The 20,241-nt window shown below is 44.1% G+C and carries 19 protein-coding genes; 7 read left to right on the top strand and 12 right to left on the bottom strand.

What is annotated here, in order from left to right:
• The first annotated feature begins 82 nt into the window (after positions 1 to 82).
• Together dxs and caiF are read left to right on the top strand one after the other, a co-directional pair.
• Positions 83 to 1,948 carry a 1-deoxy-D-xylulose-5-phosphate synthase gene (gene dxs / locus ABWP91_RS08635; RefSeq protein ID WP_353242927.1) on the top strand — a complete coding sequence of 622 codons (1,866 nt, stop codon included), beginning with the start codon at positions 83 to 85 and terminating at the stop codon, positions 1,946 to 1,948.
• Between the two features lie 538 nt (positions 1,949 to 2,486).
• Positions 2,487 to 2,879 carry a carnitine metabolism transcriptional regulator CaiF gene (gene caiF / locus ABWP91_RS08640; protein ID WP_206084583.1) on the top strand — a complete coding sequence of 131 codons (393 nt, stop codon included), beginning with the start codon at positions 2,487 to 2,489 and terminating at the stop codon, positions 2,877 to 2,879.
• Positions 2,880 to 3,109: 230 nt separating this feature from the next.
• Here the strand turns inward: caiF and caiE are convergent, their stop codons facing one another.
• The 6 genes from caiE to caiT all read right to left on the bottom strand — a co-directional run bounded on the left by caiE (position 3,110) and on the right by caiT (position 10,217).
• Entirely contained in the window at positions 3,110 to 3,703 is a 594-nt protein-coding gene (caiE, locus tag ABWP91_RS08645; protein WP_353242928.1) for a carnitine operon protein CaiE, read from the bottom strand.
• 23 nt (positions 3,704 to 3,726) lie between these two features.
• Positions 3,727 to 4,512, bottom strand: a complete 786-nt coding sequence (gene caiD / locus ABWP91_RS08650) for a crotonobetainyl-CoA hydratase (protein ID WP_206084581.1) — start codon at positions 4,510 to 4,512, stop codon at positions 3,727 to 3,729.
• 85 nt (positions 4,513 to 4,597) lie between these two features.
• A complete protein-coding gene (caiC, locus tag ABWP91_RS08655; RefSeq protein WP_353242929.1) occupies positions 4,598 to 6,157 on the bottom strand; it encodes a crotonobetaine/carnitine-CoA ligase in 1,560 nt (519 codons plus the stop codon).
• A gap of 72 nt (positions 6,158 to 6,229) precedes the next feature.
• Positions 6,230 to 7,450 (bottom strand): L-carnitine CoA-transferase, encoded by a 1,221-nt coding sequence (caiB, locus tag ABWP91_RS08660; protein WP_206084579.1) that lies wholly within the window; start codon positions 7,448 to 7,450, stop codon positions 6,230 to 6,232.
• 72 nt (positions 7,451 to 7,522) lie between these two features.
• Complete coding sequence (gene caiA, locus ABWP91_RS08665; protein WP_102139025.1) at positions 7,523 to 8,665, bottom strand: crotonobetainyl-CoA dehydrogenase; 1,143 nt, start codon at positions 8,663 to 8,665, stop codon at positions 7,523 to 7,525.
• A 34-nt stretch (positions 8,666 to 8,699) separates the two neighbouring features.
• Positions 8,700 to 10,217 carry an L-carnitine/gamma-butyrobetaine antiporter gene (gene caiT / locus ABWP91_RS08670; RefSeq protein WP_219245734.1) on the bottom strand — a complete coding sequence of 506 codons (1,518 nt, stop codon included), beginning with the start codon at positions 10,215 to 10,217 and terminating at the stop codon, positions 8,700 to 8,702.
• 503 nt (positions 10,218 to 10,720) lie between these two features.
• Between caiT and fixA the strand changes: the two genes are divergently transcribed.
• The 5 genes from fixA to ABWP91_RS08695 all read left to right on the top strand — a co-directional run bounded on the left by fixA (position 10,721) and on the right by ABWP91_RS08695 (position 15,466).
• A complete protein-coding gene (gene fixA / locus ABWP91_RS08675; protein ID WP_353242930.1) occupies positions 10,721 to 11,491 on the top strand; it encodes a putative electron transfer flavoprotein FixA in 771 nt (256 codons plus the stop codon).
• 11 nt (positions 11,492 to 11,502) lie between these two features.
• The gene (locus ABWP91_RS08680) at positions 11,503 to 12,444 is read left to right on the top strand and encodes an FAD-binding protein (protein WP_353242931.1); all 942 of its coding nucleotides are present in this window, start codon (positions 11,503 to 11,505) and stop codon (positions 12,442 to 12,444) included.
• Positions 12,445 to 12,496: 52 nt separating this feature from the next.
• The gene (gene fixC / locus ABWP91_RS08685; RefSeq protein WP_353242932.1) at positions 12,497 to 13,783 is read left to right on the top strand and encodes an FAD-dependent oxidoreductase FixC; all 1,287 of its coding nucleotides are present in this window, start codon (positions 12,497 to 12,499) and stop codon (positions 13,781 to 13,783) included.
• Complete coding sequence (gene fixX, locus ABWP91_RS08690; protein WP_219245730.1) at positions 13,780 to 14,067, top strand: ferredoxin-like protein FixX; 288 nt, start codon at positions 13,780 to 13,782, stop codon at positions 14,065 to 14,067. The genes fixC and fixX overlap by 4 nt, the downstream gene beginning before the upstream one ends.
• 73 nt (positions 14,068 to 14,140) lie before the next feature.
• Positions 14,141 to 15,466, top strand: coding sequence for an MFS transporter (locus tag ABWP91_RS08695; RefSeq protein ID WP_502935798.1), 1,326 nt, complete (start codon positions 14,141 to 14,143; stop codon positions 15,464 to 15,466).
• 69 nt (positions 15,467 to 15,535) lie between these two features.
• Here the strand turns inward: ABWP91_RS08695 and pgpA are convergent, their stop codons facing one another.
• From pgpA to nrdR, 6 genes are all read right to left on the bottom strand, one after another.
• Positions 15,536 to 16,048: a phosphatidylglycerophosphatase A gene (pgpA, locus tag ABWP91_RS08700; protein ID WP_353242933.1), complete on the bottom strand. Its 513-nt coding sequence runs from the start codon at positions 16,046 to 16,048 to the stop codon at positions 15,536 to 15,538.
• On the bottom strand, positions 16,038 to 17,030 hold the full coding sequence (thiL, locus tag ABWP91_RS08705; RefSeq protein ID WP_353242934.1) for a thiamine-phosphate kinase: 993 nt from the start codon (positions 17,028 to 17,030) through the stop codon (positions 16,038 to 16,040). The genes pgpA and thiL overlap by 11 nt, the downstream gene beginning before the upstream one ends.
• Before the next feature lie 252 nt (positions 17,031 to 17,282).
• On the bottom strand, positions 17,283 to 17,699 hold the full coding sequence (gene nusB, locus ABWP91_RS08710) for a transcription antitermination factor NusB (protein WP_353242935.1): 417 nt from the start codon (positions 17,697 to 17,699) through the stop codon (positions 17,283 to 17,285).
• A 92-nt stretch (positions 17,700 to 17,791) separates the two neighbouring features.
• Complete coding sequence (gene ribH / locus ABWP91_RS08715; protein ID WP_206084570.1) at positions 17,792 to 18,265, bottom strand: 6,7-dimethyl-8-ribityllumazine synthase; 474 nt, start codon at positions 18,263 to 18,265, stop codon at positions 17,792 to 17,794.
• Positions 18,266 to 18,356: 91 nt separating this feature from the next.
• Positions 18,357 to 19,469 (bottom strand): bifunctional diaminohydroxyphosphoribosylaminopyrimidine deaminase/5-amino-6-(5-phosphoribosylamino)uracil reductase RibD, encoded by a 1,113-nt coding sequence (gene ribD, locus ABWP91_RS08720; protein ID WP_353242938.1) that lies wholly within the window; start codon positions 19,467 to 19,469, stop codon positions 18,357 to 18,359.
• Positions 19,470 to 19,477: 8 nt separating this feature from the next.
• Positions 19,478 to 19,927, bottom strand: coding sequence for a transcriptional regulator NrdR (gene nrdR / locus ABWP91_RS08725; RefSeq protein ID WP_206084569.1), 450 nt, complete (start codon positions 19,925 to 19,927; stop codon positions 19,478 to 19,480).
• Positions 19,928 to 20,241 lie beyond the last annotated feature (314 nt).

Raw genomic sequence — 20,241 nt, forward strand, 5'->3', positions numbered from 1 at the left:
CTGGTTAGCGTAAGAAAATACAGCCCCTTACTGTCGCTGAAAATAGGACAGGTATTTTTGATTAATTATAAGTGAGCACCTAATGAGTATTGATATCGCTAAATATCCAACGCTAGCATTGGCAGAGACGCCAGATGAGCTTCGTCTGCTGCCCAAAGAAAGCTTGCCTAAGCTTTGTGATGAACTCAGACAATTTTTACTGAGTAGCGTGGGTCGCTCTAGCGGTCACTTTGCCTCTGGCCTTGGTGCAGTAGAGCTGACTGTTGCCTTGCATTATGTCTATAAAACACCGTTTGATAACCTAGTTTGGGACGTAGGCCACCAAGCGTATCCCCACAAAATATTAACGGGACGCCGTGACCGCATTGATACTATTCGCCAAAAAAATGGTTTACATCCATTCCCTTGGCGTGGTGAAAGTGAGTATGACATTTTAAGCGTTGGCCATTCCTCAACATCCATTAGTGCCGGTTTAGGTATGGCCATTGCGGCAGAAAAAGAAAAACAAAACCGTAAAACTGTGTGTGTGATTGGCGATGGTGCAATCACGGCGGGTATGGCATTTGAAGCCATGAACCACGCGGGGGATGCCGCTCCTGACATGTTGGTGATCCTCAACGACAATGAAATGTCGATTTCTGAAAATGTCGGCGCGCTAAATAACCATTTGGCTCACCTGCTTTCTGGCAAGCTGTACACCACATTGCGTGAAAGTGGCAAAAAAGTGTTTTCTAACATGCCACCAATTAAAGAATTACTGAAAAAAACCGAAGAACACATCAAAGGTATGGTGGTTCCCGGTACAATGTTTGAAGAGCTTGGCTTCAATTATATCGGCCCTGTCGATGGGCATGATGTTGTAGCGCTCACCCAAACATTGAAAAATATGCGCGACTTAAAAGGGCCTCAATTCCTGCATATCATGACGAAAAAAGGTCGTGGTTATGAGCCTGCGGAAAAAGACCCTATTAGCTGGCATGCTGTGCCTAAATTTGACCCAAGCACCTTTACGTTACCGAAAAGCAAAGAAACGGGCCCAACATTCTCCAAAATTTTTGGTGATTGGCTGTGTGAAGAAGCAAAAAATGATGACAAATTGATGGCTATCACGCCAGCTATGCGTGAAGGCTCTGGTATGGTGCGTTTTTCAAAAGAATTCCCAGACCAATATTTCGACGTCGCAATTGCTGAGCAACACGCAGTCACCTTTGCCGCAGGTTTGGCGATTGGTGGTTATAAACCAATTGTGGCCATCTACTCAACATTCTTACAACGTGGTTATGACCAAGTCATTCACGATGTAGCGATTCAAAAAGTCCCTGTAATGTTTGCAATTGATCGCGCGGGGATCGTGGGTGCTGATGGGCAAACTCACCAAGGGTCTTTTGATATTTCATTCCTACGCTGCATACCAACTATGGTTATCATGGCTCCTAGTGATGAAAACGAGTGCCGCCAGATGCTACACACTGGCTACCACTATAACGATGGCCCAAGTGCTATTCGTTACCCTCGTGGTACGGGTACTGGGGCAGAGCTCCAGCCTTTAGTACCACTGCCAATAGGTAAAGGTGTTGTCCGTCGCCAAGGTGAAAAGGTTGCTATTCTGTGTTTCGGTACTTTACTCACTCACGCGCTTGAAGCCGCTGAGGCATTAAATGCAACGGTTGTTGATATGCGCTTTGTAAAACCATTAGATGAAGCATTGATCCTCGAAATGGCAAATAGCCATGATGTGCTAGTAACACTCGAAGAAAATGCCATCATGGGTGGTGCAGGCAGTGGCGTGAATGAATTCTTAATGCATGAAAAGAAAATGATCCCTGTATTAAACCTTGGCCTACCAGACTACTTTATTTCTCAAGGTAGCCAAGAAGAGCTGATTGCTGACCTTGGATTAGATGCCAAAGGCATTGTAAATTCAATCACAAGCTACCTGAATAAATAACTTTTTATTGAATGAGAGTCATTATTTTACGTAATGACTCTCATTTCTTGAATACAAAAAATTGAGTAATAAATTAATTTGTTATAAAAATAGTTATTTTAAATAACAACTTTCACATGTTTTTCTTAATTTAATATCATCAATTTTAATAATAAAACCAAATATAATCAGCTTATAAACAACAATGTTTATCTCTTTACCCAAAAATAGAATATAAACAATATTATTGCCTTGAATGTAAATTTCAAAAATAAACACATGCAAAATATATTTAAATCTATTATTATGAACCATGTCACTGTATGACTGCGCAATTTAGGCTCTGACTTATACTCGTTTATAAATTCCTTAGCTATTTCAAAGTAAAGCGAAATAAATTAATAACGACTATACTATATTAACAATTTTAACCAGGCTTTAATAATTAATTATTTTTCTTTAATTTGTTCTTGAAAAATAAATAACATTATTCCAACTACAATTTACATATAGTTTCTCTTTATTTATTCAATTTTAATAATTAGATTTGGGAGCGCTTATGTGTGGACAATATATTAACGAACCCCTGTATTTATCCATAGCACATTGGGTAATGAAACAAGGTCGTTGGACAACCGCCAGAGAAATATCTAACAATTTCGATATTCCGCATCCTAATGCTGTCAATATTGTTTCTTATATTCTATCGGATGTGGCTGAGATCCAATGTGAAGTTAAAATGATCCCAAATAAACTATCGGGTCGTGGGTGCCAATGCCAGCGTTTAATTAAAGTGAGTAAAATTGATAACCAACTTTATTCTCGTTTAAGAAACCACCAATCGGAAAAAGTGACCATTGATTCCCCCGTAAAAGCGGCCTCAATGCCACCTAGTGAACTGAATAGAGAACAGAAATGGCAATGGATGTTATCCAAAGCACAGCGCCGCTAGTTAATGTGTTATATCAATAAAAAACGCGAGTTTTTAAACCCGCGTGAGGTTGTTGACAAAGCAGGATAAAAACGTGGTTTTTCCTGCTTTGTGTTATCAGCCGAAAATCAAGGAGTTGATTTTTCTTGTCTATTTTCAAAACCAATCCAACCTGCAGCCAAACCTAATCGGTTTGGCTGCAGTCTGACGCAGGTTTTTAAACCCGCGTTTTTTTTATTTCCGACCAATACTTATTGCCCTTTAGGCTTCACGTCTGTGGTACCAAATAATTTCGGCCGATTAGTCTCAATTTCAGTGAGGGGCTTAGTCTCTTCGAGTCCAATAAGATAGCGACCAGCAAGGTCCTGATACTCTTTGGTATTTAGCTGCTTCCAATGCAACTCCTCATCCCTAACCTGACGAAGAAATCGTGCAGGGCTTCCGACTAGCATCTGCCGTGGTTCGCCTTGAAAGCCAGCTTTAACAAAACTCATCGCAGCGACAATGCTTTCTTCACCAATCACTGCGCCATCCATAATGACGCTATTCATTCCGACTAAAGCATCACGGCCAATGATACATCCGTGTAAAATAGCGCCATGACCAATATGCCCGCACTCCTGCACAATGGTTTCCACATCACTGTAACCGTGCATAATGCAACAATCTTGAATATTAGCGCCTTTTTCAATTACCAAACGCCCATAGTCCCCTCGAAGTGAAGCATTCGGCCCAACAAATACCCCTTCCTTGATAATCACATCACCAATCACAACCGCGGAAGGATGTACATACGCTGTTGGGTGAATCACGGGCCTTACGCCTTCAAATGAATAGAAGCTCACAATTAACCTCTCAGATGGCTAGGTTAGCGGCCTTTCCAGCTTGGTGAGCGTTTTTCTGCAAACGCTAACGGCCCTTCTGTCGCATCTTCCGAATGTAAAACCGCTGGGTAGTTGGTTAGTACCCCACTACGCATCAGTTTATAACCCTCTTCTACTGTCAGTTCCCCAGTCGCACGGAAAATTTCTTTTAATGCCGCAACCGCTAATGGTGCGCTTTGCGTGATTTGCTCCGCCAGCTCACGGGCTCTATCCATCAATTTTTCAATGGGCACCACGTCATTCGCAACCCCCCAACGCAATGCTTCTTGGGCATCCATGCGTCTACCTGTCATCACCATTTCATTGACAATAGGTGCGGGTACAATTTTCGGCAGGCGTAAAACACCGCCACTGTCTGGGACAATCCCTAATTGGGCTTCTGGCAGCGCAAAACTGGCATTTTCTGAACAAATAATCATATCTGCCGCCAATGCGAGCTCAAAACCACCACCAAATGCATAACCGTTAACCGCCGCAATCACCGGTTTATTCAGATTAAAAATCTCGGTTAATCCTGCAAAACCACCAGGGCCAAAGTCCGCATCAGGGGCTTCACCTTCCGCAGCAGATTTTAGATCCCACCCCGCAGAAAAGAAACGCTCTCCTGCGCCAGTAATAATCGCAACTCTTAAGGATGGGTCGTCCCGAAAGTTAAGAAAAACTTCGCCCATTTTGAAACTGGTTTTTGCATCTATCGCATTCGCTTTAGGCCTATCGAGTACGATTTCCAAAATGGAGCCATTACGGGTAATTTTTAATGATTCGCTCATAGTGCAATCCTTTAGTCATCATAGGGTGGCAGCTCTGTTTTGAGTCATAAACAAAGCTGCACTCAGAATTAATAGAATGATCAGATTATTGCAGATGCTTTTTCAGTACTTTCCCAGAACAATTTCGCGGCAAATCTTTGCGCACTTCAACACAGGTAGGCACTTTGAATTTCGCCATTTGTTTTTCACAAAAGGCAAAAAACTCTTCCTGTGTTAAAGTTTCCCCTTCCTCCAGCACAATAAACGCTTTAATGGCTTCGTCGCGTATATCATCCGCAACACCAATGACTGCCACATCCACGATGGCAGGGTGCGAGGCAATGATATTTTCGATTTCACTGCAAGAAACATTCTCACCACCGCGTTTGATCATGTTGCTGCTTCTATCGACAAAATAGAAAAAGCCGTCTTCATCTTGGTACGCAAAGTCCCCTGTGTGCATCCACCCTGCGTTATCAAAGGTTTTTGCCGTCACTTCTGGGTTGTTGTAATACTCTTTGAATAGCGTTTTCCCACGTTCGCCTTTAACACACAATTCGCCAACCACGCCACTTTCGACGGGTTGATTATTTTTATCTCGAATTTGCGCTTGGTAACAAAAACCTGGACGACCAATGGACGGCCAACGGCGGATATCGCCCGGTCTGTCTCCAATTAGCCCCACAATCGTTTCAGTCATACCATAAGAGGTCAAAAAGCGTTTTATGCCAAAACGCGCCATAAACTGCTCTTTTTCTTCATCGCTTAAATTGAGATAAAACATCGCTTCTCGCAGGCAATGATCTTTTTCGTTATCCGCCAGCGGTTGGCTTAATAACGTTCGGATCATCATTGGGATCAGCTCGGTGACGGTGGCACGGTGCCTGACAACTTGCTGCCAAAAACGGCGCGCACTGTATTTTTCGATTAAGACAAACGTGGCACCTACAGAAAAAGCTGCCATCGATGCCGTACACTGGCAGTCAATGTGAAAAGCGGGCATCACGGTTAAATACACATCATCGTCACGTAATGCGTTTTGCCATGAAGAGTAATAACCCGCAAAACGTAAGTTATAGTGAGTGATAATCACCCCTTTGGGTTTTGAGGTTGTCCCTGAGGTAAATAAAATTTCTGCTGTATCGCTCACACTCAGTTCCACAATTTGTGTGAGTTCGATAGGTTGATGCGCCTGTTCTGATAAAAAGTTTGAAATACCGTCTTGTTGTGGGACGGGTTCATCTGCAATTAAAAAAATATGCTCAAGGCAAGTGCTTTCATCCGCTAAAACACGTTGATAAATATCTAAAAACGGCGTGCAGGTCACCACCATACGCGGTTGGCAGTTCTGCATAATCCACGCACTTTCGTTATATTTATACCGTGCATTGATGGGCACCATAATTGCGCCGATTTTCGCTAAACCAAACCAGCAAAAGAAAAATTCAGGGCAATTATCCAGATGTAAGGCAACTTTATCTCCTTTTTGAATGCCATAGGCTAAAAAGAGATTTGCTGTGCGATTAATTTGCGTATTCATATCTAAATAGCTGAATTCGCGAATATTTCCATCACAAGACTCAAAGATAAGCGCCTTATTGTCTTGGTGAGTCAACGCAAGGTCGTCCCACATTTGACGCAAATTTTGTCTACCGATTACATCCATTAATTGTTTTCCCTCTATTTCCCCAATGAACATTCAGGCCAACAGGAAAGATTGACCTGAATAATCATTTAATTACTCAACAATTTTGGCTAGCCCTTTATCGACCAGCTCCCGAATATCATTTTCGTTGTAGCCAATGTTTTTTAGTATTTCAGTGGTATCCATACCGTGAGATGGCATACCACGCCAAATTTGCCCTGGATTGTTTTTGAATTTAGGCATCACATTTGGGCCACGACAGGTTTCGCCATCCATGGTTTGCCAACTGGTGATAGATTCACGGGCAATATATTGTGGGTTAGTTTCTAACTCAGGAATGGTTAACACTTTGGCGCTTGCAATATTTAGCTCGGCTAACCTTGCAAGTACCTCTTCGATGGAACGTGCGCCTAACCACTCATCTAGTTTTTCTTCAACGAGTGGCCCATATGGGCATTCCACACGGTGAATGAGCTGTGTGCCTTCTGGAATTTCAGGTGTACCCAACAAATGCGCTAGGCCAATATCTTTGAAAATTTCTTGGATTTGTGTGATACCGACAATTTCCATGACAATATAGCCGTCATTACAGCTATACAGGCCGCAACCTGCGTAATACGGGTCTTTCCCTTTGGTCATACGTGGGCAAACTTCACCCCCATTGAAATAATCCATCATGAAGTATTGCCCCATACGCAGCATGACCTCATACATTGCCACATCGATGCTTTCCCCTTTCCCTGTTTCGCGCGCTTTATATAACGCCGCTAATGCCGCGGTTGTGGCGGTCATGCCAGAGAAATAGTCTGCCGTGTATGGGAACGCTGGCATTGGTTGGTCTTTATCACCGTTTTGAATGAGGTAGCCACTGAAGGCTTGAGCGATGGTGTTATATGCAGCAAGGTTGGTATATTGCGGATCGCCATACTGACCAAAGCCCGATAAGTGAGCGATAACCAATTTCGGATTGTGCTCCCACAGCACTTCATCCGTGATCCCACGGCGAGCAAATGCAGGGCCTTTACTTGCCTCAATAAATATATCCGTCGTTTCCATCAACTTGAGAAATGCTTCTCGTCCTTCATCCTTAAAGATGTTCAATGAGAGCGCCCGTAAATTACGTCGCGAAAGCTGCGGGTAATTTGGCTGGACACGGATAGTGTCAGCCCATGCCACGTTCTCAATCCAAATAACTTCTGCGCCCCATTCCGCAAACATTTGTCCCGCGAATGGGCCTGCAATTTCAATTCCTGAAAATACGACTTTAACCCCGGAAAGCGGGCCAAATTCAGGCATAGGTAAATGCGCTGCCATGTTCGATTCTCCTGTGAAACTCGGTTGACCCTCTAACTTTGGTTAAAGGGCCAATCCACGACGGTTACGTCATTAGCGGTACTGTTTCAGTACACTGCGGCCTAGTGTCAGTATTTGCATTTCATCTGAACCACCCGATACGCGGTCAACACGCAGGTCGCGCCAGAAACGTGCGATCCGATGTTCACCCGCGATACCAACGCCACCCAGTACTTGCATCGCAGAGTCCACCACTTCGAATGCGGCATTTGCACAGAAGTATTTACACATAGCTGCATCACCTGAGGTGATCAGCCCGTTATCACTCTTCCATGCAGTTTCGTATAACATGTTGCGCATTGAATTGAGCTTGATCGCCATATGTGCAAATTTTTCTTGAATTAATTGGTAACGACCAATTGCTTCACCAAATTGAACACGTTGGTTGGCATAACGCGCCGCATCTTCAAATGCACACATTGCTGTACCGTAGTTAGTCAGCGCCACCAAGAAACGCTCGTGGTCAAACTCTTCTTTTACGCGGTTAAAGCCGTTTCCTTCGCGACCGAACATGTCTTTTTCATCCAGTTCGACGTTATCAAAGGTAATTTCACAGCAGCTATCCATACGCAGACCGAGTTTCTCAAGTTTGTTGACCTTGATACCCGGTTTGCTCATATCCAAGAACCACTCTGTAAAGACTGGTTTATCCGGTGAGTCTGCATCGCGGCTCATCACCACAATGTATGGGGTGTAAGCACTACTAGTGATAAAACATTTGCTTCCGTTCAGGTAAACTTTACCGTTACGGCGCTGATAAGTGGTTTGCAGGCTACCCACGTCAGAACCCGCGCCCGGCTCCGTAATTGCCGAGTTCCACATTTGTTTCCCTGTGCCGCGGAACGCCATGATTTTATCAATCTGTTCTTGAGTCCCTTCACGAAGCACGGTATTGAAACCACCTGGCAGTTGATACAGCACGTATGTTGGCGCACCTAAACGCCCCAGCTCCATCCACACCGCAGCAACGGTGATAAAGCCTGCATCTAAGCCACCATGCTCTTCTGGGATCAGCAGGTTATCAATTTCCATATCCGCTAACGCTTTGACAAAACGTTCAGGATATTGGCTGTCACGGTCACATTGTGCGAAGTAGCTTTCCCAGTTTTCACTGGCCATCAGTTCACGGATCCCTGCGACAAACAGTTCCTGCTCATCATTCAATCTAAAATCCATATCAATAACCTCTTAAATGTTGTTTCTGAGTAAATTAGTCATCTTTCCAATGCACTTTGGCATCTTTAATAAACGAGAGCGTTACCATAATGTTGACGAAAAAAAGTGGGCATCCTCCGGCAATTATCGCTGTTTGAATTGGTTTCAATCCGCCGAGTGCCAGTAAAACAATGCCGATGACACCCACTAAGACAGACCAACCGATGCGCACTAACAATGGCGGCTCTTCACCGTCTTTCACTGCGCGACAAGTCGACATAGCGAGGGTGTAGGAACAGGCATTAATCAGTGTCACAGTGGCGATAAAGCAGAGGATGAAGAAGCCCCAAATTGTTACAGTGCTCAAAGGTAAGGCAGCCCATGTCTCAATGATGGCGCGTGGAACGCCAAACTCATCAATCAGTTTTGGAATGTTAATAATGTTTTGGTCAACAAGTTGCAGTGTATTACTGCCTAAAATCGTCCAAATTAGCGTGGTACCTGCGGTCAGACCCGCAACCATACCAATACACAGTTCACGAACAGTACGACCTTTAGAGATACGTGCGAGGAAAATACACATTTGGATAGCGTAGATAACCCACCAAGCCCAATAGAATACTGTCCAGCCTTGTGGGAAACCGCTTTTACCGACCGCATCTGTATAGAACAGCATGCGCGGCATATACATCATTAATACCCCGATAGAATCGGTAAAGTAGTTAACGATAAAACTGGCACCGCCGACAATGAACACCCACCCAAGCATTAAGAAGCTCAAGTAGCTACGCACATCACTGGCAATTTTCACCCCTTTTTGCAGACCGAATGCCACACAAATTGCGTTCAAAATGATCCAGCAGAAAATAATGATCGCATCAAGTTGTAAGGTGTGAGGAATACCGAACAAATACTGAATACACTCAGTGACTAGCGGTGTTGCTAACCCTAAGCTGGTACCCATTGCTAGAATTAACGCGACTAAATAGAAGTTATCAACGATTGTTCCGAACCAACCATTAACATGCTTTTCACCCACCAGCGGTACTAATGTGCTACTTGGGCGGATAACATCCATTTTACGTACAAAGAAGAAGTAACCAAAAGCGACAGTTAAGAAGCTATAAGTTGCCCACGGTAACGGCCCCCAATGGAATAAGCTATAGGCCAGCCCAATACTTTTCGCCTGAGTAGAATAAGGTGCAAATTCAAAAGGTGGTGTTGAAATATAATAATAAATTTCAATAGACCCCCAGAAAAGCACCGCTGCCGATGTACACGAAGCGAACATCATGAAAATCCAGCTCGCACGGCTAAATTCAGGCTTCTCTTCCCCTAGGCGTTTTTTAGCGTATGGTCCTAAAATCAACCAAAACCAGCCACCAAACATCACGACCATATACCATTCAAATGCCCAGCCCCACACGTTTGTCACGTAGCTAAACACTTGGTTGATCACTTCATTCGAAGCATCAAGGTCACGGACGGTTAACCAACACAATAGTCCAACAATGATCAATGGAGGAAAAAACACTTTAGGTTCTATCCCACCTTTTTTATTTTCTTTGCTCATAGTTCGATCCCGATTTATTATTTAATACATAAGTTTTAAAATAGATATTATTCTCAATACCTCACCACTTATTTATTATTTAATTCCCATAAATTTAATTAATTATTAATCCAATCACTATTCAAATCATGTCGGCTCGTCATTAACAATTCTGTTATTAAGGTCACAATATTATTCGTGATAAATATTTGTTACTATTTTTTCGTATTTTTATTATCAAAATAACCAATTAATACAAACAGATAAAATATAGTGTAACGACAATGTTATTAAATACCTTCAGTATTGGTGATTAGGGTAGCAGTATTGAACATTCCGTCGCTAAGTTGATGATTTTTACAATATTGGTGAGTAAGGTAGCAGTATGAATATTTAAAACGCGTTTAATTTCAAGTTTTCAATATTGGTGACCTAGGTTTTATTTTTAAATATCCAGTTCATGATAATTATATAATCCGAAACCAAAACGGATCATATTTATTAAATATATTTTAGGAGATGTAATGAATATTATTACATGCTATAAATCTGTTCCAGATGAACAAGATATTATTATTAATAGCTCAGATGGCTCTTTAGACTTTTCCCGTGCGGATACCAAAATTAGTCAATATGATTTAAATGCCATCGAAGCGGCTAATCAAATTAAAGCGCAACAACCCGATAGCAAAATCACAGCATTAAGTATTGGTGGCAAAGTACTGACCAACATGAAAGGCCGTAAAGACGTATTATCCCGCGGCCCAGATGAATTAGTCGTAGTTATTGACGACCAATTCGAACATGCCCTTCCTCATCAAAGTGCGATCGCCCTTGGTGCAGCGGCACAGAAAATAGGTTTTGACTTAATCATTTGTGGTGACGGCTCTGCTGACCTCAATGCGCAGCAAGTCAGCATTCTACTGGGTGAAAGCCTGCAAGTCCCTGCCATTAATGGCGTGAAGAAAATTGTTTCTCTTGGGGCAGATAACATTGTCGTTGAGCGCGAACTTGAAGATGAAATTGAAACATTATCGCTTCCGCTGCCGGCCATTATTGCGGTGACCTCCGATATTAACGTCCCTGTTATTCCGTCTATGAAAGCAATTTTAGGCGCTGCGAAAAAACCCGTTCAAGCTTGGGGCATTGCAGATATTGCCCTCGCAGATGTCGCCGCTTTATCGGCTCAATCGATTGCAGCACCAAAGCAAAAAGTGCGTCAACGCATCATTATTGAAGGTGATGGCGACGACCAAATTGCACAATTTGCTGAACATTTAAGAAAAATCATTTAATCGGAGGCGTCATGAGCAAATTATCAACCGTTTGGGTATTTAGTGATATGGCTTCCCGTCTACCCGAACTGATTGGCGGAGCACTCACCCTCGGTGAGCAAGTAAATGTATTAGCGTTAGATGAAACACAAAGTTCCCAAGCATTTCAATTGGGTGCAACACAAGTCTTTCAATTAACGGGCAAACCTGATGACCGTATTTTAGAAGACTACGCTGACACCATCGTTGCGACCATCAAACAACATGGCGACAAAGGTCTGTTGCTACTACCGAATACACGTCGTGGAAAATTACTGGCTGCTCGTTTAGGGGCAAGGCTACAAGCCGCTGTATCGAATGATGCGGCATCGATTACGGTCGAAGCTGACAAAGCGGTTATTAAACATATGGTTTATGGCGGTTTAGCTTTTGGTCAAGAAACCTTAAATAGCATATTTTCCATTGCAACCGTTACCACCGGCACCTTTGAAGCAGCTGCAAGTGATGCATCACGTAGCGATGCTGCTCAAATTGCACAATGGGTCGAACCAAAACAATCTGTTGTACGTACCTCGGTTCAGAAAAAAGCAGGCAACTCCGTGGAATTAGACAAAGCTCGCCTTGTGGTGAGTGTCGGCCGTGGTATTGGTAGCCAAGAGAATATTGCCATTGCCAAAACTCTTGCAGATGCCATTGGCGCTGAAATCGCCTGTTCTCGTCCTGTCGCTGAAAACGAAAAATGGATGGAACACGAGCGCTACGTTGGAATTTCTAACCTGATGCTCAAACCTGAACTTTACCTTGCTGTCGGTATTTCAGGGCAAATCCAGCATATGGTCGGGGCAAATGGCGCACAAACTATCGTCGCCATCAACAAAGATAAAAACGCGCCAATCTTCCAATTTGCAGACTATGGAATTGTCGGTGATTTATTCAAAATTCTGCCTGCTTTAACGCAGCAATTGGCGAAATAAGCCTATCGCAGTGGGGCATTGGCTCCACTGTTTTGTAAGATTTGGAGAAACTATGTCCGATGATATTTTTGATGCAATCATTGTTGGCGCAGGCCTAGCGGGTTCTGTCGCTGCACTGGTGCTTGCCCGTGAAGGTGCGCAAGTTCTCCTAATTGAAAGAGGAAACTACGCAGGCGGGAAAAACGTTACAGGTGGGCGAATGTATGCCCACAGTTTAGAACGCATTATTCCTGGATTCACCCAAGAAGCACCTATCGAACGTATGATCACCCGTGAAAGACTGTCATTTATGACCGATACAGGTGCCGTCACTGTCGACTTCCAAAATAGTGCAGAGCAAAAGCCTGATGAAACGTCTTGGTCTGTTTTACGCGGTAAACTCGACCCATGGCTTGTAGAACAAGCAGAAAATGCGGGAGCGCAATGCATTACAGGCATTCGTGTTGATAAACTGGTAGAACGAGATGGCAAAATCGTTGGTGTCGAAGCGGATGGCGATGTACTTGAAGCCAAAGTTGTCATTTTGGCTGATGGGGTAAACTCACTGCTCGCTGAGCAAATTGGCATGACAAAGCGTGTGAGTGCTGAACATGTCGCCGTTGGGGTTAAAGAGTTAATCGAACTCCCTAAAGATGTTTTATGTAACCGCTTCAATATTAAAGACAATGAAGGTGTTGCATGGCTGTTTGCGGGGTCACCAACTGATGGGCTAATGGGCGGTGGGTTCTTATATACCAATGAGGACACGGTTTCTTTAGGCTTGGTTTGTGGTCTGCATCATATCAAAGATGCCAAAAAATCCGTTCCACAAATGTTAGAAGATTTTAAACAGCACCCAGCCGTCGCCCCGTTAATTGAAGGCGGCAAAATGATTGAATACGCTGCACACGTTGTACCAGAAGCGGGCTTAAAAATGCAGTCGGAACTTGTCCGTGATGGCGTGTTAATTGCGGGTGATGCCGCGGGTATGTGTATGAATCTTGGCTTTACCATTCGCGGCATGGATTTAGCGGTTGCTTCTGGAGAAGCCGCAGCCAAAACCGTACTTAACGCAATGAAAAAAGAAGATTTTAGCAAACAAGGGTTAAGTGAATACCTCACATTGTTAAATGAAGGGCCACTTCGGGACATGAAAATGTACCAAAAAATGCCTGAATTCTTAGATAACCCACGCATGTTTACGGCTTACCCTGAAATGGCGGTAGGGATTGCGAAAAAGCTGTTTACCATCTCAGATGAAGCGCCGGTTCCACTGCGTAAAACCATGGTGCAACATGCGAAAAAAGTGGGCTTCATGAATTTAATCAAGGATGGAATTAAAGGAGTGAGAGCAATATGAGCCAGCCAGTTAACGTGGACGTCAAACTTGGCATTAATAAATTTAATGTCGATGAAGAAAACCCACATATCGTCATCAAAGAGCACCCAGATATGCAAGTGCTCGACACTTTAACAAAGGCCTGCCCCGCAGGTTTATATAAAAAACAAGAAGATGGCTCAGTTCGTTTTGACTATGCCGGATGCCTTGAGTGCGGTACCTGCCGTATTTTAGGTTTAGAGGGTGCACTCGAAAAGTGGGAATACCCACGCGGCACTTTCGGCATTGAATTTCGTTACGGCTGATTAGCATTACTCTCGAAGTTTCAAAAGCTTCGAGAGCTTTATTGCGTATTTTACGCTGACACTGGGATACATAATGAAACCGAAAAGTTTTGATGATATTCAATTCTCCTCCGTGCATCGGCGGATCATGCTATGGGGCAGCGGCGGGCCTTTTCTTGATGGTTATGTATTGGTCCTGATCGGTGTCGCACTAGAACAACTCACCCCAGTACTCAACTTAACCAGCGAATGGATAGGCTTACTGGGTGCAGCAACCCTTGCAGGGTTATTTATCGGTACATCGCTCTTTGGCTATATATGCGACCAAGTCGGTCGGCGCAAAATGTTCCTCATTGATATTGTGGCAATCGGCGTCATTTCTGTCGCGACTATGTTTGTTTCCACGCCATTACAGCTACTTCTTATGCGCTTTTTGATTGGTATCGTGATTGGTGCAGACTACCCAATCGCCACTTCAATGATCACCGAATTTTCTAACACCAAGCAACGGGCATTTGCCGTCGGCTTTATTGCAGCAATGTGGTACGTGGGTGCAACTTGTGCCAACCTTGTGGGTTATGCATTGTACGATATTGAAGGTGGCTGGCGCTGGATGTTAGGCAGTGCGGTGATCCCCTGCATCGTTATTTTGATTGGTCGCTTTGACTTGCCAGAATCTCCACTGTGGTTGATACGCAAAGGACGAATTAAAGAATGCGAAAAAATGATGGAAAAGCTATTCGGGCAACCGGTTGTGTTTGAAGCGGAAGAACAGAAAAAAACCCATTTTCTGCAATTATTCACCAAGCGCCATTTTTCTTTTGTTATGTTCACCGCGATTATTTGGACTTGCCAAGTAATCCCAATGTTCGCCATCTACACCTTTGGCCCGCAAATTGTTGGGCAACTCGGTTGGGATCAAGGTAAAAACGCCGCGCTCGGTAATGTCGTGATCAGCCTATTTTTTATGTTAGGCTGCGTCCCTGCGATGTATTGGCTCAATAAAATGGGCAGACGCCCCTTACTTATTGGCAGCTTTGCCATTATGACACTTGCACTGGCGATCCTTGGGCTATTCTCCAACCTTGGGATATGTCTGGTGATCATTATGTTTGGGATCTACGCCTTTTTCTCTGGAGGGCCAGGGATCTTGCAATGGCTGTACCCAAACGAGCTGTTCCCAACCGATATCCGAGCTTCTGCTGTTGGCGTGATCATGTCGATTAGCCGTATCGGAACTATTTTTTCTACGTGGGCTCTGCCTGTATTTATCAGTGAATATGGTATTAGCAATGTGGTATTAATGGGGGCGGGCGTGTCGTTATTAGGCTTAGTCGTTTCGATACTGTTTGCGCCAGAAACCAAAGGATTAACGTTAGCACAAACATCAATAATGGGGATAAGTCGTCGAAAAAAATAATATTTTAAACATGTTAACAAGCAAAAAAGAAAGGCCATCGATTGATGGCCTTTCTCATTCTACTCATAATCATAAAAAGGAGAGCAGATTAAACGTAACACATAACCAAACCGTGATATAAGCAAAAATTGCCGCGATGATATCATCGATCATAATGCCAAAACCGCCACCGACTTTCCGATCAAAAATACGGATCGGCCAAGGCTTCCACATGTCGTAAATACGGAAAATAAAGAAAGCGGTGATAACCCATTCAAAATCAACCACAGGGATCGCCATTAACGTGATCCACATACCGATAAATTCATCCCAGACAATACTGCCGTGGTCATGGATCTTCATATCATCGGAGGTACGTTGGCAAATCATACAGCCAATCCAGAAGCCGGCGACAATCACCACCCATAAACTCCAAACGGGTAAGCCTGACATCAATAGCCAGAATGGGATTGCAGCGAGTGAACCCATTGTGCCAGGCACAATAGGCGATAATCCACTGCCAAAACCCGTAGCAAGTAAGTGCCACGGATTACGCATGTTTAACCGTTTTTTGGCTTCTGCTTTTTCTTGGCTAGTCGCCATAGACACCTTCCGAAACAAAGTGATCGAAACCTTTAAGGTTTACATCAACTTCTTGGTTATTGCAAAAGTAGCTAATCCCTTCGGACTGTGGTTTGATCTGCCCAATGCAGGTAAAACCAGACCCTGTATGCGCTAGTGCCATTTCTAACGCACCACGATTTATTTCAGGCACCGTGAAGCACAGTTCATAATCTTCACCGCCACTGAGCGACCATAAACGCCCTTGCTCTACGCTACAGCTTTGCTTTAGTGCTTCCGATTGTGGCAACGAATCTAAGTTGATCCGCGCACCGCAGCCACTGGCTTTCAAAATATGGTTTAAATCGGAAACCAAGCCATCAGAAATATCAATCGCTGAAGAGGCTAAATTACGTAAGGCTTGCCCTTGTAAAATACGAGGCTGAGGACGCAAATGGCGTGCAACTAACCACGCTTTATCTTCTGTGTTCGAGACATGCAGCCTATCTTGCAAAATAGCGAGGCCCGCCGCGCTATCCCCCAATGTACCCGTCACATAAATCCAATCACCATTACGCGCACCAGAACGGGACATCGCTTTGCCAACAGGCACTAAACCGTGCACAGTATACGTTAAGCTCATTGGCCCACGCGTCGTATCACCGCCAATTAATTGCATTCCATAATAATTTAACTGTTCGAACAAGCTATCACTAAAGGACTGCAACCATTCACAATCTACACAAGGCAGTGTAATGGCTAAAGAAACCCAAGCAGGATCAGCCCCCATTGCAGCAAGGTCACTTAAATTAGAGGCTAATGATTTGTACGCAAGGTCAGCGGGAGAAATCGTAGGTAGGAAATGAATACCGGAAACAAGAGTATCAGTACTCACAGCAAGTTGCTGTTTTTCCGGGATGGTCATCAACGCACAGTCATCGCCAATACCGATATTCACATCACGTCGGTTAGTGGTTTGACGGTTAAAGTAACGTGCGATGAGGTCAAATTCGCCATATGACATGGTAGATTTTCCGTTTTCGCTATCTCTATTTTCGTTTTAAACGAAATAAATAATTTATACTCTGAATAATTCAAGCTACAAATAGGCGGCAAATTATTGCCCTACCTAGAGTCGACTAAAACCCGCATCTAAGGACATTTTAGCCAATACACCTGTAACTTAAAGTATGACGAGCCTATAAGTACAAAGGTAGACTGGAACCCAGCCTACCTCTCGACTACTGTAGTGTTACAGGAGGGAACCCTGATATTATTATTTTTTACGGCGAACCGCAGGTGCCGCTTTGTCTAATACACCGTTAACGAATTTATGGCTATCTTCTGCACCAAAAACTTTCGCTAATTCAATACCTTCATTAATTGCAACTTTATAAGGTACATCTTCACGGAAACTTAATTCAAACATGGAGATACGTAAAATCGCTTTTTCTACCTGACCCAGCTCTTCGAGTTGACGAGATAAATAAGGCGCCATCAGTTGGTCAAGCTTGATTGCATTAGTCGCAACGCCTGATAACAGTTCACGAAAATAGTTTACGTCAACGTCTGACATGTCCTGTTCAGCAATAAACTCATATTCGACTTCAGCAATTGGATTGCCAGATAATTGCCATGAATAAATGGCCTGTACAGCACACTCACGAGCGCGGCGACGAGCAGCAGGTTTCACAAGATTCCCCTTAAATTTAAAAACTATACACAAAACAATTTTGCCGCATGGAGATTGACACTCTCATCATGCGACATTCTATTATTTGTGTATTATTTGCCTTTGATGGCTTTAATTACATTAATCATTTCAAGTGCCGTTAATGCAGCCTCAGCACCTTTGTTACCCGCTTTAGTACCCGCACGTTCGATAGCTTGCTCGATATTTTCAGTGGTTAATACACCGAAAGTTACAGGCACTTCGCTATTCATTGCAACGTGGGACAGACCGGAGCTGCACTCACCTGCAACATATTCAAAGTGAGCAGTACCACCACGGATAACCGTACCTAATGCGATAACAGCATCATATTTTTTGGTTTCAACCAGCGCTTTCGCGGTTAATGGCAATTCATAGGCACCTGGCACCCAAACGATAGTAATGTTGTCGTTTGAAACCTGACCGATGCGCTCTAACGCATCAACAGCACCTTCCAGCAGACTATCATTAATAAAGTTGTTAAAACGAGCAATAGCGATAGCAACACGCGCTTTTGGCGCAGCAACAACACCTTTAATTACGTTCATAGTCTTCCTCTAATATTAATTATAACCCGCGGGGCGCGGATTTTATCACATTCTTTCGTTTATCGTATGCGCGAATTTCAAAAAAACGCAGTTACCAGACAGGACGCAGCCTGACACGCAGGTCATCACCGACTTTCGTCACATCTGTAAATTCAAATCTTGGCGCATCCACCAAGGCATTTAATGCAGGGAAATCAACCAAACTACGTGCATTGTTGCCCAGTAATTTAGGGGCAATATACACAATCAGTTCATCAACAATACCCAGTTTGAGCAGCGAGCCTGCCAATTTAGCCCCCGCTTCTACCCAGATACTATTGACGTTACGTTTCGCCAGTTGCATCATCAAAATAACCAGATCAGTGCCGTTATCATCAGCAGGAATAGCAATTTGCTCAACCTTCCCTTGCCATGATGCGCTTGCATCTGGGTTTGCACGAACTAACCAACACTCACCATCAAGCTGAGTAACTTTATGGTCAGCTGTCACACGGTTGTGATTATCCAGTACAATGCGAATTGGCTGGCGTACTTGGCTTTCTGGATAAACGTGTTGGATATCCGCAGGGAGCTCGTTCCAACGCACCGTTAGTGATGGGTCATCCGCAATCACTGTGCTACTGGTGCTTAGAATAGCGCTGGCCTGCGCACGAAATTCTTGGACATCTTTGCGTGCCGCAGCACTGGTGATCCACTTGCTTTCACCTGACGCTAGTGCGGTCTTGCCATCCAGTGAGGCGGCAAGTTTTAACTGAATATATGGGAAGCCCGTACGCATCCGTTTTAAGAAACCGCGGTTTGCCACTTCAGCTTCGTCTAATAAAACATTGCTGCGAGTTTCAATTCCCGCTTGAGACAACATGTACAGACCTCGACCAGCAACTTGCGGATTAGGGTCTTGCATCGCCGCAACAACACGGCTCACGCCTGCGTTAATCAACGCTTCTGCGCAAGGTGGTGTGCGCCCATGGTGGCTGCAAGGCTCAAGGGTGACATATGCCGTTGCCCCTTTCGCTTTCTCACCCGCCATTCGTAGTGCATGCACTTCTGCATGGGGTTCACCCGCTTTTTGGTGGTAGCCTTCACCCACAATTTCGCCATCACGCACAATCACACACCCGACATTCGGGTTCGGTGACGTGGTAAATCGGCCGAGATGCGCCAATTCAAAGGCACGCGCCATGTAAATGTTATCTTGTTCAATCATTGGTGCTAATCCTGTAATTTCGCGATTTCTTCGCCAAATTCACGCACATCTTCAAAACTACGGTAAACCGAGGCAAAACGGATATACGCCACTTTATCGAGCTTTTTCAGCTCGTCCATCACCAAACTACCAATGAGTTTTGACGGAACTTCACGTTCCCCCGTTGCACGGAGTTGGGACTTAATGGAAATAATGGCTTGCTCAATATCATCAGAGCTAACAGGGCGTTTTTCCAACGCTTTTTGCATACCGCGATTGAGTTTTTCTTCATCAAACGGCTCACGCACTTCATCACTTTTAATGACTCGAGGCATGACAAGTTCCGCCACTTCAAACGTGGTAAAACGTTCATGGCAAAGTAAACATTGGCGGCGTCTACGGACTTGAGCACCTTCACCAACCAGACGCGAGTCGATGACTTTCGTATCTACAGCTGAGCAAAATGGGCAATGCATAGCGTTTCCTGAGTCCTATTTACGGAGGGATAGTTTACCCTACTATGTAAAAAAAGACACCTTAGAAGATGGTCCTCACTCTTCATATTTCGCACGGTAGGGGTGTTGGCTTCGTGGATTAACCCGAGTCACATACTCATGTATGCTCCTCGGGATTAATCACACTTGCCGCCTACCTACCACACGAACTATTTTGAGTTATTTGGAGTATTGATTGGCTTAACGCTTCATACCGCTTAATACCTCGCACTATAGGATATTGGCTTCGTGGATTAACCCGAGTCACATACTCATGTATGCTCCTCGGGATTAAT

It is taken from the genome of Providencia sp., from assembly GCF_040396775.1.
In the GTDB taxonomy this organism is placed as follows: Bacteria; Pseudomonadota; Gammaproteobacteria; order Enterobacterales; family Enterobacteriaceae; genus Providencia.

Bases quoted from the DNA above. Each gene is read 5' to 3' on its own strand.
- caiT (WP_219245734.1), bottom strand. From the start codon at position 10,217: ATGAGCAAAGAAAATAAAAAAGGTGGGATAGAACCTAAAGTGTTTTTT.
- caiF (WP_206084583.1), top strand. From the start codon at position 2,487: ATGTGTGGACAATATATTAACGAACCCCTGTATTTATCCATAGCACAT.
- caiB (WP_206084579.1), bottom strand. From the start codon at position 7,450: ATGGCAGCGCATTTACCTATGCCTGAATTTGGCCCGCTTTCCGGGGTT.
- ABWP91_RS08695 (WP_502935798.1), top strand. From the start codon at position 14,141: ATGAAACCGAAAAGTTTTGATGATATTCAATTCTCCTCCGTGCATCGG.
- fixA (WP_353242930.1), top strand. From the start codon at position 10,721: ATGAATATTATTACATGCTATAAATCTGTTCCAGATGAACAAGATATT.
- caiD (WP_206084581.1), bottom strand. From the start codon at position 4,512: ATGAGCGAATCATTAAAAATTACCCGTAATGGCTCCATTTTGGAAATC.
- thiL (WP_353242934.1), bottom strand. From the start codon at position 17,030: ATGTCATATGGCGAATTTGACCTCATCGCACGTTACTTTAACCGTCAA.
- nrdR (WP_206084569.1), bottom strand. From the start codon at position 19,927: ATGCATTGCCCATTTTGCTCAGCTGTAGATACGAAAGTCATCGACTCG.
- caiA (WP_102139025.1), bottom strand. From the start codon at position 8,665: ATGGATTTTAGATTGAATGATGAGCAGGAACTGTTTGTCGCAGGGATC.
- fixC (WP_353242932.1), top strand. From the start codon at position 12,497: ATGTCCGATGATATTTTTGATGCAATCATTGTTGGCGCAGGCCTAGCG.
- ribH (WP_206084570.1), bottom strand. From the start codon at position 18,265: ATGAACGTAATTAAAGGTGTTGTTGCTGCGCCAAAAGCGCGTGTTGCT.
- pgpA (WP_353242933.1), bottom strand. From the start codon at position 16,048: ATGGCGACTAGCCAAGAAAAAGCAGAAGCCAAAAAACGGTTAAACATG.
- dxs (WP_353242927.1), top strand. From the start codon at position 83: ATGAGTATTGATATCGCTAAATATCCAACGCTAGCATTGGCAGAGACG.
- fixX (WP_219245730.1), top strand. From the start codon at position 13,780: ATGAGCCAGCCAGTTAACGTGGACGTCAAACTTGGCATTAATAAATTT.
- ABWP91_RS08680 (WP_353242931.1), top strand. From the start codon at position 11,503: ATGAGCAAATTATCAACCGTTTGGGTATTTAGTGATATGGCTTCCCGT.
- caiC (WP_353242929.1), bottom strand. From the start codon at position 6,157: ATGGATGTAATCGGTAGACAAAATTTGCGTCAAATGTGGGACGACCTT.